Source organism: Pseudoalteromonas luteoviolacea (assembly GCF_001750165.1).
GTDB classification, from domain to species: Bacteria; Pseudomonadota; Gammaproteobacteria; order Enterobacterales; family Alteromonadaceae; genus Pseudoalteromonas; species Pseudoalteromonas luteoviolacea_G.
In genome coordinates this window covers 730,230-744,239 of sequence record NZ_CP015412.1, presented here as the reverse complement: position 1 = coordinate 744,239, position 14,010 = coordinate 730,230, and the positions used below count along the sequence as shown (strand labels likewise).

Annotated in this window: 11 protein-coding genes and 3 CRISPR repeat arrays (1 of these 14 cut by a window edge); of the genes, 5 read left to right on the top strand and 6 right to left on the bottom strand. The window is 41.0% G+C overall.

The window, feature by feature from the left end:
- Positions 1-1,929: direct repeats of the CRISPR family, unit length 28 nt; unit sequence TTTCTAAGCTGCCTGTACGGCAGTAAAG; it reaches 560 nt to the left of the window's first position.
- A gap of 413 nt (positions 1,930-2,342) precedes the next feature.
- Positions 2,343-2,534 carry a hypothetical protein gene (locus tag S4054249_RS23690; protein ID WP_069949104.1) on the top strand — a complete coding sequence of 64 codons (192 nt, stop codon included), beginning with the start codon at positions 2,343-2,345 and terminating at the stop codon, positions 2,532-2,534.
- Positions 2,535-2,830: 296 nt separating this feature from the next.
- A CRISPR array of direct repeats spans positions 2,831-3,520; the repeat unit is 28 nt; unit sequence TTTCTAAGCTGCCTGTACGGCAGTAAAG.
- Between the two features lie 1,011 nt (positions 3,521-4,531).
- Positions 4,532-5,581: a CRISPR direct-repeat array (repeat unit 28 nt).
- A 190-nt stretch (positions 5,582-5,771) separates the two neighbouring features.
- Here the strand turns inward: S4054249_RS23690 and S4054249_RS23685 are convergent.
- From S4054249_RS23685 to S4054249_RS23660, 6 genes are all read right to left on the bottom strand, one after another.
- The gene (locus S4054249_RS23685) at positions 5,772-6,053 is read right to left on the bottom strand and encodes a hypothetical protein (RefSeq protein ID WP_046356821.1); all 282 of its coding nucleotides are present in this window, start codon (positions 6,051-6,053) and stop codon (positions 5,772-5,774) included.
- 238 nt (positions 6,054-6,291) lie between these two features.
- On the bottom strand, positions 6,292-8,040 hold the full coding sequence (locus tag S4054249_RS23680) for an ABC transporter ATP-binding protein (RefSeq protein WP_046356820.1): 1,749 nt from the start codon (positions 8,038-8,040) through the stop codon (positions 6,292-6,294).
- Positions 8,041-9,846: an ABC transporter ATP-binding protein gene (locus S4054249_RS23675; RefSeq protein ID WP_052961013.1), complete on the bottom strand. Its 1,806-nt coding sequence runs from the start codon at positions 9,844-9,846 to the stop codon at positions 8,041-8,043. It abuts the gene before it with no gap.
- Between the two features lie 416 nt (positions 9,847-10,262).
- Positions 10,263-10,706 (bottom strand): hypothetical protein, encoded by a 444-nt coding sequence (locus tag S4054249_RS23670; RefSeq protein ID WP_046356819.1) that lies wholly within the window; start codon positions 10,704-10,706, stop codon positions 10,263-10,265.
- Between the two features lie 27 nt (positions 10,707-10,733).
- Positions 10,734-10,976 (bottom strand): hypothetical protein, encoded by a 243-nt coding sequence (locus S4054249_RS23665; protein ID WP_046356818.1) that lies wholly within the window; start codon positions 10,974-10,976, stop codon positions 10,734-10,736.
- A 105-nt stretch (positions 10,977-11,081) separates the two neighbouring features.
- Positions 11,082-11,570 carry a hypothetical protein gene (locus tag S4054249_RS23660; RefSeq protein ID WP_046356817.1) on the bottom strand — a complete coding sequence of 163 codons (489 nt, stop codon included), beginning with the start codon at positions 11,568-11,570 and terminating at the stop codon, positions 11,082-11,084.
- A gap of 110 nt (positions 11,571-11,680) precedes the next feature.
- Between S4054249_RS23660 and S4054249_RS23655 the strand changes: the two genes are divergently transcribed.
- The 4 genes from S4054249_RS23655 (at position 11,681) to S4054249_RS23645 (ending at position 13,891) form a co-directional block, all read left to right on the top strand.
- Positions 11,681-11,980, top strand: coding sequence for a helix-turn-helix transcriptional regulator (locus S4054249_RS23655; protein ID WP_046356816.1), 300 nt, complete (start codon positions 11,681-11,683; stop codon positions 11,978-11,980).
- A 76-nt stretch (positions 11,981-12,056) separates the two neighbouring features.
- Positions 12,057-12,185, top strand: a complete 129-nt coding sequence (locus S4054249_RS27200; protein WP_256370559.1) for a hypothetical protein — start codon at positions 12,057-12,059, stop codon at positions 12,183-12,185.
- A 12-nt stretch (positions 12,186-12,197) separates the two neighbouring features.
- Complete coding sequence (locus S4054249_RS23650) at positions 12,198-12,818, top strand: hypothetical protein (protein WP_145925136.1); 621 nt, start codon at positions 12,198-12,200, stop codon at positions 12,816-12,818.
- Positions 12,819-13,096: 278 nt separating this feature from the next.
- Complete coding sequence (locus S4054249_RS23645) at positions 13,097-13,891, top strand: tetratricopeptide repeat protein (protein ID WP_046356814.1); 795 nt, start codon at positions 13,097-13,099, stop codon at positions 13,889-13,891.
- Positions 13,892-14,010 lie beyond the last annotated feature (119 nt).

Here is a 14,010-nt window from a genome sequence, read left to right as displayed (position 1 = left end):
GCAGTGAAGTGCGAACGCTTGCGCTTTTTCTTGGTTGAACTTTTCTAAGCTGCCTGTACGGCAGTAAAGATTTATAGCTTTTCCAAGCTTAGTCACATTATTTTCTAAGCTGCCTGTACAGCAGTAAAGTACTGAAGGTTGGATTGAGTTAGTTCGAGAATTTTCTAAGCTGCCTGTACGGCAGTAAAGAGCTGTTTGATTTGAGAACATCTAGTAATAGCTTTCTAAGCTGCCTGTACGGCAGTAAAGACAGCGCATTCACTGGCATAAGTAAAGCGCTGTTTCTAAGCTGCCTGTACGGCAGTAAAGGCCATTTGGCGCGCTTCATAGTAGTTGGTGATTTTCTAAGCTGCCTGTACGGCAGTAAAGTTCGCGCCATTATCAACATGAACGCGTGCAGCTTTCTAAGCTGCCTGTACGGCAGTAAAGGATTGAAGACTTGCGTTATCATGATTTAAGAATTTCTAAGCTGCCTGGACGGCAGTAAAGCAAGTTTAAAAGCCCCTTAATTTGTTCATCACTTTCTAAGCTGCCTGTACGGCAGTAAAGTCATCCAAAGCGTGCATGACGCCCCAGAAATATTTCTAAGCTGCCTGTACGGCAGTAAAGCTCTAAAAATCTGTAGATCGGGTCTATTTTTATTTCTAAGCTGCCTGTACGGCAGTAAAGGCCAAGTGCCTTGTGTGGTGCTGCCCACATCATTTCTAAGCTGCCTGTACGGCAGTAAAGTGCCGACCATCGCAATGCCTTTGGCCACCATCTTTCTAAGCTGCCTGTACGGCAGTAAAGAATTGAGCGCGCTAGACATTGCGCGCTTATACTTTCTAAGCTGCCTGCTCGGCAGTAAAGATTTAGGTTTGGAACGGCAAGTGATTCATCCCTTTCTAAGCTGCCTGCTCGGCAGTAAAGTGCTGTTTTCGCTTTGCCCAAGCAACACGCGGTTTCTAAGCTGCCTGCTCGGCAGTAAAGTCACCAACACGTTATGAGCTAATTCAGCATGCTTTCTAAGCTGCCTGCTCGGCAGTAAAGTCACCAACACGTTATGAGCTAATTCAGCATGCTTTCTAAGCTGCCTGCTCGGCAGTAAAGATTTTGGTGATTGTCGGACTATAAACCCAGTTTTTCTAAGCTGCCTGCTCGGCAGTAAAGAACTGACAGACGTTACGAATGTATTTGTGAACTTTCTAAGCTGCCTGCTCGGCAGTAAAGAATGCCATATGAATGAATGTGCATGATTTTATTTTCTAAGCTGCCTGCTCGGCAGTAAAGAAGTGGTTACTGCGTTTTGCTTATCCTTTTGTTTTCTAAGCTGCCTGCTCGGCAGTAAAGACGAGATATGCAAGACAGCAAAGACTCGAAGTTTTCTAAGCTGCCTGCTCGGCAGTAAAGCGCAGCAAGCAGCGACAACTGAGCTGGATAACTTTCTAAGCTGCCTGCTCGGCAGTAAAGGCAATTGCAACGGTGATTGTGGTCGCGTTATTTTTCTAAGCTGCCTGCTCGGCAGTAAAGTTGTGTGTGCATGGTGTGCTAGTGCCAAGAATTTTCTAAGCTGCCTGCTCGGCAGTAAAGAATTAAGAACCAAATACTGGGGATCGCATAATTTTCTAAGCTGCCTGCTCGGCAGTAAAGTCGAAATGAATGGCGAGTTTGCAGGGGTATCTTTTCTAAGCTGCCTGCTCGGCAGTAAAGCCAAGGCAACGGATACAGAATTGGATTATTTATTTCTAAGCTGCCTGCTCGGCAGTAAAGGAGCATGGACACGAGCAGTTCGAGATTGCAGATTTCTAAGCTGCCTGCTCGGCAGTAAAGTGAATACATTTTTAGGCTGGTGCTAGATGGGCTTTCTAAGCTGCCTGCTCGGCAGTAAAGGAGTGACGGCTTAAATCGCCCATTTCTTCAACTTTCTAAGCTGCCTGCTCGGCAGTAAAGTATAGAGTAAATCAAAAAAGACAAGTTGCAACAAGCTATTAAGGCAGAAAACCTATTTTTACCTTATGAAAAACAACTAATCACAACCTACTGTATTTTATGAACATTTTTAAAGAACAAAAAATAAAGGGTAAAAGCGTTCTTGATAAGTTATAAATGGAAAACACGCCATCAATCTGTGTGATCATTTATTTGCAATGAAATTTGAATCAATAAATGCCCTATTGTCAGCTGCAAATGCTCAGTGTTTTTAAACAAATTCCCTTTTGCCAATAACCCTCTGAATACCACCCTATTCACCGTCATCCTGATGAATATCAAGATCCAGTTTCAATGCATTGCACAAGCAGCTACTCGTTAGGCCTAAAAATTCAGCACGGATACAATAAATTGTCAGTTTGACAGTAAAATAAATGAAAAAAGTGAAGTTACAGCAAGCTGTTGCGGAAAAACCGCTATCTTACACTCGTCATCCTGATGAATATCAGGATCCAGTTTCACTGCATTGCACAAGCAGCTTCACGTTAGACCCTAAAATTCTTCACAAACACGTTAAACCGCCTGTGGGCAGTGAAATAGTGTACAAAGCTAGTACAGAGTTGTAATCCATCCATGAAGCTTGGTTACATCGGTCATCCATGACCTCACTTCTTCGAGCTGCCTGCACGGCAGTAAAATAAGAATAAATGAAAAAAGTGAAGTTACAACAATCTGTTGAGGAAAAAACCACTATCTTACACTCGTCATCCTCATGAATATCAGGATCCATTGTCACTGCATTGCACAAGCAACTCCATGTTAGACCAACACTTTATCACGGATGCATTAAACTGCCTTAGGGCAGTGAACCGGAATATTTCCAACACGGAGTTGAAAGCCGCTAACGACCATGGACTGTTAAATTTCTAAGCTGCCTGTACGGCAGTAAAGCTATTGGAATAAAACCAGTGAATTTGTCATGTTTTCTAAGCTGCCTGTACGGCAGTAAAGACAACATAGGTTTTTGTGCTTGAGAGAATAAATTTCTAAGCTGCCTGTACGGCAGTAAAGTATCAAGCATTTCATTCGTTGCTGATACAACATTTCTAAGCTGCCTGTACGGCAGTAAAGGTCTGTATGATTATCTGGTCAATTTCCCTTATTTTCTAAGCTGCCTGTACGGCAGTAAAGCGCCCTCCATCTTACTTGAAAACCATTTAACCTTTCTAAGCTGCCTGTACGGCAGTAAAGATATCAAAAGGAACTTACTGTCCATTTAGCGGATTTCTAAGCTGCCTGTACGGCAGTAAAGCCAAAGTCTTCCACTTTTGAATTGAGCTGTCTTTTCTAAGCTGCCTGTACGGCAGTAAAGTCGAATTTGGTACGGCACAAACACAACAATTATTTCTAAGCTGCCTGTACGGCAGTAAAGAGAATCGCACAGCATGGGTCTGTTTCTCTACTTTTCTAAGCTGCCTGTACGGCAGTAAAGGTTCGCGTCACGCAAATCTGCTGATATATCCTTTTCTAAGCTGCCTGTACGGCAGTAAAGCTTGATGTTAAAGGTGCAGGTGGGATTACTACTTTCTAAGCTGCCTGTACGGCAGTAAAGTATAGAGTAAATCAAAAAAGATAAGTTGCAACAAGCTATTAAGGCAGAAAACCTATTTTTACCTTATGAAAAACAGCTAATCACAACCTACTGTATTTTATGAACATTTTTAAAGAACAAAAAATAAAGGGTAAAAGCGTTCTTGATAAGTTATAAATGGAAAACACGCCATCAATCTGTGTGATCATTTATTTGCAATGAAATTTGAATCAATAAATGCCCTATTACCAGCTGCAAATGCTCAGTGTTTTTAAACAAATTCCATTTTGCCAATAACCCTCTGAATACCACCCTATTCACCGTCATCCTGATGAATATCAAGATCCAGTTTCAATGCATTGCACAAGCAGCTACTCGTTAGGCCTAAAAATTCAGCACGGATACAATAAATTGTCAGTTTGACAGTAAAATAAATGAAAAAAGTGAAGTTACAGCAAGCTGTTGCGGAAAAACCGCTATCTTACACTCGTCATCCTGATGAATATCAGGATCCAGTTTCACTGCATTGCACAAGCAGCTTCACGTTAGACCCTAAAATTCTTCACAAACACGTTAAACCGCCTGTGGGCAGTGAAATAGTGTACAAAGCTATTACAGAGTTGAAATCCATCCATGGAGCTTGGTTACATCGGTCATCCATGACCTCACTTCTTCGAGCTGCGAAACTTCGTTTCGGTCACTCATCACCTAACCTGCCTGTACGGCAGTGAACCATTGCAGCAGACGACTGCATTTTAGTTATGTTTTCTAAGCTGCCTGCACGGCAGTGAACCGGAATTTTTCCAACATGGAGTTGAAATCCATCCATGGAGCTTGGTTACATCGGTCATCCATGACCTCACTTCTTCGCGCTGCGAAACTTCGTTTCGGTCACTCATCACCTAAGCTGCCTGCACGGCAGTGAACCGGAATAGTTCCAATACTGGGCTGAAATCCATCCATGGAGCTTGGTTACATCGGTCATCCATGACCTCACTTCTTCGCGCTGCGAAACTTCGTTTCGGTCACTCATCACCTAAGCTGCCTGTACGGCAGTGAACATCAAGACAGCGATATGAACGGAGACGGCAAATTTCTAAGCTGCCTGTACGGCAGTGAACGCTTTCCTTTAACTCCTGCAGTTCTTTTGTTATTTCTAAGCTGCCTGTACGGCAGTGAACGCACATGCAGTTGTACCATGGTCAAACAGTTTTTTCTAAGCTGCCTGTACGGCAGTGAACGTACATCTCCATATGCTTTGAATGGACTGTCATTTCTAAGCTGCCTGTACGGCAGTGAACACAATAATGTTCTCGTGTTCTTCTTTAATTTTTTTCTAAGCTGCCTGTACGGCAGTGAACACTCGCGCTGGCAGTCATTGTTTACCTTGATTTTTCTAAGCTGCCTGTACGGCAGTGAACACGGCATCATCAAGTTGAATCCAGCTCATGTTTTTCTAAGCTGCCTGTACGGCAGTGAACACGGTTCTAGCAGATGAACTGCAGAAGAAATTTTTCTAAGCTGCCTGTACGGCAGTGAACACCATGCTTAATTTGTGCGTTTGTATTTGCTATTTCTAAGCTGCCTGTACGGCAGTGAACAAAAGCCCCAAGGCTTCGTCTGATGACATGCTTTTCTAAGCTGCCTGTACGGCAGTGAACGCATTGACCGAAAGACTGGCCGAACCATAAGCTTTCTAAGCTGCCTGTACGGCAGTGAACTACGCGAAGGCAAGACCGTAACTAATGCGCGATTTCTAAGCTGCCTGTACGGCAGTGAACCCCATGTCAAAGTTACTGATAGAAGCTTTTAATTTCTAAGCTGCCTGTACGGCAGTGAACGACCTTGAACTTCTTTTGGCAGCTTTTGATACTTTCTAAGCTGCCTGTACGGCAGTGAACTGGGTTTAGAAAAGTTGCTTGCCATATTTCAACTTTCTAAGCTGCCTGTACGGCAGTGAACCGTTAGAATCTTTAGAGCAAGGGGATGCTTCTTTTCTAAGCTGCCTGTACGGCAGTGAACGTGACACGGCTTATCACAATCACACCCGCTTCTTTCTAAGCTGCCTGTACGGCAGTGAACTATAAATTTCTAACACAAAAACATTTGAATACAAACACCTAACAAAATAATGTAAAAAAAACCTTCTTTTTTAGGTGGTTTATAACTTATTGATTTTAAATACTCTACTGTTCAACAAAAATAAAAAGGGTTTTTAATACCCTGCTGGCTAAACAAAAAAGGCCGCTCTACCGACCTTTAAAATTGCCTATTATTTTGATGCGCAATTTCTCAAGCAACGCTCAACATAGTATTCACAATCTGTCCAAGGTGGTGCCCACTTACTACAGGCTTCATATTCATACAAGCAACGAGCCTGACACGCATTTTCTGGGATCAATTGATCTAAAATAGTTGGGGTCGTTGGATATGTGGCAGATGTAACGCCATCCACTTTTAAAGTTTGATTTTCAGTAGTCGATTGTGTGTCTGCCGCCATAGCTGCTACGCTCATTCCTAAAAAACTAACCGCAGCGAGTAGTACTTTTTTCATGATTTCTCCTTGAGTAGTCTATGTCAATTTAAAACCCTAAAACGCTATCAGAATTACACAAAATTAACAGTTGAGTTATTTTTAACCATCGCTTTATAGCGGGTAACCCTATATCAATACATACCATCAAGCTGCACCCGGTATATATTTCCCAAGTTGTTAAAGAACGTATGACCGAAGCACTGCTTAACAACATAGAAGTGCTTATTACTATCACCTGTGTTTCTGTCAAGCCCCTTTACACAGCTTGCGACTCTGCTCTCCAAAGACGGGTGTAGAAGCCTCCAATTGAGAGTAAACAACGATGTGAGCCAGACTCAACAATTTTACCGTCGTTTATCACCAAAATATTGTCCGCATGCACAATGCTAGATAAGCGATGAGCCACCGTGATCACGGTCCGGTTTTGCAGTAAATACTGTATCGCACTGACCACATCTGCTTGCATGATCGGATCTAATGACGCTGTAACTTCGTCCAACAAAACAATCGGCGCATCTTTGAGCAGTGCCCTTGCAATTGCAATACGCTGACGCTGACCGCCAGACAACAAAACACCACCATCTCCAACTCGAGTATCAATCCCCTCCGCCAGTTTATCGATAAACTCAATACAATGAGCATGAACGCATGCTTCAATGACTTCTTCATCTGTTGCCTCCGGCTTACCAATGCGAATATTTTCTAAAATACTGGCATCAATCAGCTGTACATCCTGAAAAACCATACTGACCATATTGTGTAAGTTGTGTGAGCCAACCTCTTGCAGTGCTGCCCCTCCAACTTTTATACACCCACTCGTTGGGTCAAAAAACCGTGCGCATAGGTTGAGCAAGGTCGATTTACCACTTCCAGTCTCACCTACAACCGCCGTGATCGAGCCTTCAGGTGCATAAAATGATACATTATTTATCGCAGTATTCCCGCCATAACTAAATGATACCCGCTCAAACTCGATACTATATGTCTGAGGTATAATTGGGTCGACAGGCTCTGCCAAGCTCGGCTCTTTTAAAAGCGCTTCAACTTTACATTCAGACTGAGCCGCTATGCGCAACATACTAATATGCTCAGCCACTTCGTTGAGCATGACCAATAGTTGTAAAATCAGCATAGCAAATACAATGGCGCTAACATTCACTGGCGGTGTTCCATTCTCTGGTAATGTTAAAGCGACTGTTATCACAAACAAAACCATGGCCATGTTTAGTATGACTCGAAAACCAAGCACGGGACTGGCCCCCCACATTTCAACTTGCAAAGTGTGTTGCTTGGCAATATCGAGCTGCTTCTGAACTCGAGCTAACCAGTGATGTGTTTGATTGAATAACTTAAGGGTTTTTAATGCCTCCACATAGTCTGTCAGAGTGCTGCTAGTATGCTTATAGGTCTGCACTTTAGTTTTGGCAGCAAGATTAAATTTCTTTTTTGTTATATGCATTATCCACAATGCACAAGGCAAAATCACACATAGGCCCAACGCATATAGAGGCGCTACAAACAATAAAATAATAACCCCTAGCAAAGGGACTACCAAGGCCGATAACAAGTCTGGTAGCACATGTGAGAAAATACTCTCGACTTTTTTTATGTCATCACTCATTAACTCAAAAAATTCACTGCTGTGAGTTGTCTGGATCACGCCTAACGGCAACCGTCTAAAGTGCGTAATTGCTTTAATCCGATAGGCCTGCGCTAAATGGTAACTGCCCGAAAAGCTCTTTAACTGACCAAAGTATGCACATATAAGTTGAAGTAAAAATATCCCGCCCAGCGCCATCAAATAGTCGCTTGGTGTTGAAAGTAGCCTAGTTACACCCGTCATATTGTTGAGCTCAATGTAGAGCCAGTAAACGCATAACAACAATGGTAAAATTGATAAGCACCGTTCCAATACTCTGAATATAATGCCTATAATAAATAACTGCTTGCCTGCACTTACATGGCTGAATACTCGGCCAATACTGGTGATTATTTGTCTATCCATTTAACTCTCACAACTCGGTAACGGCGTTGGAATAACATGTGCTCGTTGTGTGTGTTCACAACCCTGTAATTGCCAGCCTTTTCTATAATGTTCACACCGAACTAACATTGCTTCATGTGTTCCCTGCGCTGCAATCGTGCCATCAATTAAAGTGAAAATTTGATCACTGTTTTCAAGACCAAAGTAATTATGCGTGATCACTAAAAACGTCGTATTTGGATAGTGGCCTTTTAAGCCTTGATAAAACTTAGCATGAGTGAGGTTATCCATGGCCGCGCTGGCTTCATCTAAAATCACCAATGGTGGCGCATTCAATATTGCTCTGGCGATGGCTATACGTATTTTTTCCCCACCGGATAGATTTATTCCACGTGCTTCTACCCGAGTATCTAACCCATCCGGTTGCCGCACCAGCCAAGGTTTTAGCTGCGCTGCGACAATGGCATGCTCCAGAGTCTCAGTGCTCACTCCACTGCGTCCAAACGAAATGTTATCTCTGACGGTGCCTTCAAATAAGTAATTTTCCTGTGTTACGACACTCATCGCCTGAGCTCGCACGCTATCTGATAGCGCATAGACATCTTTTCCATGTAATTGAACTCGCCCAGCACTGGGCGCAAGCAGCCCACTTGCAAGCATTGCAAGTGTTGACTTGCCACTGCCTGTGCCGCCAACAATTACGTTAATGGCATTGGGTAATAACTTAAAATGCACGTTTCTCAGCACAGGGGTTTGCTCGTAACAAAAATCTACACAATAAAATTGCAGCATTGGATACTTTGTATTGGCGTGCACAGGTGTGGTGTCGCAGTGAACAGGATCAGTATAATACAGGGGGGCAATGCGCGAGATACTGCTCAACAGCTCATTGGCTTCCATAAAAAACCGGCTAACCTTGAGGACCGGGCCCATCATCCCGATAGCCAGTAGCATTGCTAATACAAGATGCTCTATTGAGACAAGTTGCAGGCTGTGCAACCAAATTGCTGTTGGTAGCAAGAACAAAAAGACTGAGCCCAATAATGCACTATATAATGCCCAACCTGGCACAGTTTGATGTATGACCGAGTTCACAGTACTTTGATAAGTATTCAATTTACGCTTTAGCGTAACAAATCGTTGGCTATCTAAGTTATTTAACTTCATTAGTGGTGCATATTTTACATAGTCATTGAGCGTGGTATGTAAGTCAGCTTCCACATCACTAAATTGCACGTAATGTTCCGCTGTTTTGTGCATAAAAAACCCACTCACTAAAAAGGCTAATGGCACAACAGCTATCGCACTCAAAGCAAGGCGCCAATCAATCAGATACAGTGCACAAAATATAAGTATCGGCGACAAACATGCGTTAAATAATTCCACACTATTGTGTGCGATAAAGTGCTCAAGCTTTTCAATATCATGCAGAATTTGCTGTTTTAAAACCGCCGTATTTTGCTTGTTTAACCACTTTAGTGATGCACTTGCTAAATTTGTTGACAGCGTCATCCTTACATCTGTAAGCGCTTTATACGCAGCTTGGTGACTAAAATAGTATGCACCAACAACAAAGACGGTCTTAAATACTGTAACCGCTATTAGCCCTGCTGCGACCCAAAGCAATGTATTGGCAGACGTGCTGACAGGGTCAAGTAATTCAACAATGGCGACAAACAATAAATATATAGGCAGTAACTGCGCACAACTTACTATCGCGATTAAGCCAAGTGCCAGTATCATTCTGCCTTTTTGTAGTGCACAAATTGACAATAAAACCGACCAAGAGTTATTACTTTTTTCGGTACTTTTAGACTCAACACGCATATAAACAGCTCCTTGAAATGCGTTTTTAAATCAGGGCCAAACGGCTAGCCAGATAATAGGAAGGCAGCACAGTAATGCAATGATCTCACTACCAAATGCAGCTTTTATTTAAGCGAGTTTGTTATAAATCAAACAAACCTACGAGTCCTTTAAACAAAAACAATTATAAAGAATGAACTTAGACTACAAGCCTTGGTACTTAAATCAAGGTTAAATAATTCATAAACAACACGCAATTTAAGAAGCATTTATTCATAATAGGACGAAAATTATTAAGCTTTATTCATATCAATAATAAAACTAACTATTGATTTGTTTTCTACGGAAACCAATGAAAGGCCTAGAAATTCAATATAATTAAATTAAATCAATAAGTTAAATTTTATTTGTTAGCACCAAATACTGATTAGTGCTAACTAGTTACTACTGCCGTTTCGGCTTGTGCCAAAGACATAGCCCAGTAATGCGGTCAGTGTTGGAAACAAAACATTGAGCAAAATTAATTGTAACGTGTCAAACCAGAAAGCTCTAAAATCGCTTCTCTGTTGTGTTAACTGTTTAAGTACATCTGAATTAAACACCTGTTTTGTCAGCATCAGTTGTTGCGTCTCTCTCATCGCTGTAAAAAACTGATACTCTCCCCACATAAAAATACATAAAATGATGACTAAAAAACCGATCAATACAGCAATGATCCCCCACGTTAAGTTAACGCCGGCTTTTTCTTTACCAGTGAGGGGCTCAGAGACAGGGGCATCCTCAGGCGTGTAATCCTGTGCCGATGCAAGATCAATATCCTGCCAAGATTCTGATGATTGGATTGCGTTTGAATGTGTGCAGTCCTGTGCACTTGAAGACATGATTTAACTCATTTATTTAATGGTGTTCTATAAATTAGTTTTGGAGATGTTATTTAACTCGGGAATAACCAAACGGTGTATATCTTTTCCCTGTTTATTTGCGGATAAAATTGTTCTGTCGTGGACAACCTCATCTGAAGCCCAGTCAAGTAACGTCAAAGCAACTTTGGTGAGATCACTCGATTTTTTTAGCCCCAACCGACTTTGCAGTGCCGCTAAATAATCTGCATCAACCGAGAACCTAACTTCTGTCTTTTTCGTGTCCGCCATAAAAATTCCAAAAAATATCCAGCTTTTTTCCGATTCTAGTGGATATAACCGGTTTGCGCAATAGCAGAAAAGGTCACCAATTATTCAAATTGGCCAATATGGCGCTTAATCCATATTGGCCACTTTGGCCATTGCTTTTATATTCGGATCCACACCATTGAGAAAGTCAATTAATTGTGCAGCAATGCCAAAATCTGATTGAACACGACTTTGTGCCTCATATTCATCAACCCCATTTATTAGCTCATTGAGTGTTAAAAAGAAACCACTATTGCACTTATTGCCAATGCCTTTTAACGTAACGCATACCATTACATTTTTGGGCTGTCTCACCGTGTTTAATATCACACTCAATAGCTGGGGTGGCATATGCAAATATAGACTGGCCAATGACTGAAATTGATACTCTCCCATCTGCGTATAAATCACCCAAATTGGCAACTGCTTGCTATACAAAGGTTGATAATTAACCACTGGGCACCTATCTGTAGACAGCATATCTATTGGCCTACTCTGCACTTGGTGACATATTCGTTGTTCAACATTGGTTTTAAATTGCTTTATCAGCCCAATGTCATGTTCAATCCTTGTCATTCCTGTATGCTCCATATATAGTATTTACATATTTTAACATTTTTATAATAAATGTTTAAACATCTAAAAGTCTTTAGATTAATTAACATTTTTGTATGTAGGGCGAGACATTGAACAAAACTGTTAGGCCGCACGATGAGCAAAGCTTAAGTGACTTAAAGGTAATGAGGCTCGCAGCAAACAAAACTCAGAAGCAAATGGCCAAAGTGCTCGGGACGAGCGAAGCAACAATTATTAACTATGAAAATGGTGTAAGTGACATTAAGTACAAGGACTATCTAAAGTGGTCACTGGCATGCAAATTCGACTTAAGCGCCATTGAAGAACAACTGCAAACTTTGCGTGATCTTGTTATCGAAAATAATTTGCACCGGTACCGTAAAGTCAACAAGCTAAAGCACGAAAAGTAGTCATTGACTCTTATTCATGAGCCGTATTATGCCCTAATGGTAAGATTAATTAAAAATAAATATAAGGAAAACAACCATGAAAATACCACTAAATACGCAACTACTATCCAAAAATACGTGTCGACTTGTGAGCGCTGCATACAAAACCAAACACCCGACTTCTCAACCTGTAAAGCCAAAACAGCCGCCTACTGTGCAACTGTAAATAATCAGCATCATGAGCATTTTGCGCATCTCTTGTGCAACCTTCATGATCATCGCTTTGGTATTTGTCTATTCCTATGACTGGGTATTCATGTCATTTGCGACCATTTCATTTTGTTTTGGTGTTCTGCTGCTAAGGATAGACAATATCAATGCGGTCTCTATTACGACACTTATTCTCGCCATGTCTTTATTTGAATTTGTGTCATTCAATTATTTGATCCCCCTAGAGTCAGACACACTCCCCATGATCTGGCTCGGGTCCATTGTTTATGGCGTACAGTTTTTGCTGTTTTTTAGTACTTGCATCGTACTTTTGCTCAGAGTTCGACTGATCAAACGATTTTTCAAACAAGTTCACAATATTGCCCCTACTTATGCTGAAGGGCTTATCGCGCTTTGTCTGTTTATGACTGCAATGTTAATGGCGCTTATGCTCATAGAAAATTTTGTCAGGAATACCATTGATCTTGGCTTCACAAGTCAATTCTTTGGTGCACTTACACAGTTAACCATTGTCTACGACAGCTACGAGATTATTGCCTACACACTGCGTGCTTCTATATGTGCATTATTAATTTCTATGCTCTTTGTGGTTGAGATTGATACCACCAAACTGGTTGAGCCAAAGTAGTTTTGTAGATAGCAATACACAAGAAAAGGTGTATATTTCTGATTGTCGCGTCATCCATACAACACACCTTTTCACTCAAAACGTACATATTTCACACACAACTTCAACAGATGTTTGTTTTGTTATTATGAATAATCTCATTTCTTAATAAAAATTTCTTGAATTGTGTTTTTTAGGATGACAAAGCCAAAAGGATCTGAGAGAATCCGCCCCACAAACGGCAAATTAGTCAGTATTTACTTACTACATAGTAATTTATAATTATAAGTCTATTTAAAATGCATAACACCCTAGTGTCATTGATTTTGCTGTTTACAATTCTCCCGCAGCTTACCTTACAAGCACATGCCAGTAGCGATTACTATAAAGTAACATACCACTACAACATTGGTGATGTATTCACAACGAATGAACGTGGTATATGGCGCACTGCTAAAATTTTAGATATAGACACTAATGAACAGTCTTCAACTATCCATGTATTGCTTTATAACACCACAAAGCAAAAGCCAAAGCTTGAAGAAGTGAATACATTATCAATTTCGACATATCACTCCACTATTGCACATGCAAAGCTCGAAAAAAAGTGGCTGTTTATTGGCAATGACACGCCCCTTAAGGCAGAGTTGAAAGGCTATATTAACTACCTAAAAAGTCATGATTTTAATAAGTATGCTGAGGCGACTAATCAAAAAGTTGATGACCTTATTTTTAGAGCTAATACGCTTTACACAAAAGGCTATGCTTTAAATCAAGCAGCTCAATATCAGCAAGCAATTGAAGCCTATAAACAAGCAATTCATATTTATCCTATGTATTTTGAAGCGATTGATAATATTGGCTTCGCTTATATGGATATGGGTGACTTTCAAACTGCCATCACCTACTTTGATCGATCCTTAGCAATAAATCCACAAGGTATGACAGCGCTGTATTACAAAGGTATGTGTTACATTAATCTTGAAGACTTTGCACGCGCAATTGAGGTCTTTAAACAGGGTATGCACGCTTTTCCTGAGCAAAAACAAGTCTTTGAAGAGATCTACATAAAACTACAAAAGAATAACTTTTAGTCTAAGCCTTCCTCTATACATCCTTACGCCAACGCCGGTCAATTATTCTCCATAATGGATTGACCAGCCTCAAACATTCACGTATGTTATTTTCAACATTAACCAAATAAATACCAAAA

Coding starts and splice junctions, on each gene's coding strand:
- S4054249_RS23690 (WP_069949104.1), top strand. CDS start 2,343: ATGAAAAAAGTGAAGTTACAGCAAGCTGTTGCGGAAAAACCGCTATCT.
- S4054249_RS23685 (WP_046356821.1), bottom strand. CDS start 6,053: ATGAAAAAAGTACTACTCGCTGCGGTTAGTTTTTTAGGAATGAGCGTA.
- S4054249_RS23680 (WP_046356820.1), bottom strand. CDS start 8,040: ATGGATAGACAAATAATCACCAGTATTGGCCGAGTATTCAGCCATGTA.
- S4054249_RS23675 (WP_052961013.1), bottom strand. CDS start 9,846: ATGCGTGTTGAGTCTAAAAGTACCGAAAAAAGTAATAACTCTTGGTCG.
- S4054249_RS23670 (WP_046356819.1), bottom strand. CDS start 10,706: ATGTCTTCAAGTGCACAGGACTGCACACATTCAAACGCAATCCAATCA.
- S4054249_RS23665 (WP_046356818.1), bottom strand. CDS start 10,976: ATGGCGGACACGAAAAAGACAGAAGTTAGGTTCTCGGTTGATGCAGAT.
- S4054249_RS23660 (WP_046356817.1), bottom strand. CDS start 11,570: ATGACAAGGATTGAACATGACATTGGGCTGATAAAGCAATTTAAAACC.
- S4054249_RS27200 (WP_256370559.1), top strand. CDS start 12,057: ATGAAAATACCACTAAATACGCAACTACTATCCAAAAATACGTGTCGA.
- S4054249_RS23650 (WP_145925136.1), top strand. CDS start 12,198: ATGAGCATTTTGCGCATCTCTTGTGCAACCTTCATGATCATCGCTTTG.
- S4054249_RS23645 (WP_046356814.1), top strand. CDS start 13,097: ATGCATAACACCCTAGTGTCATTGATTTTGCTGTTTACAATTCTCCCG.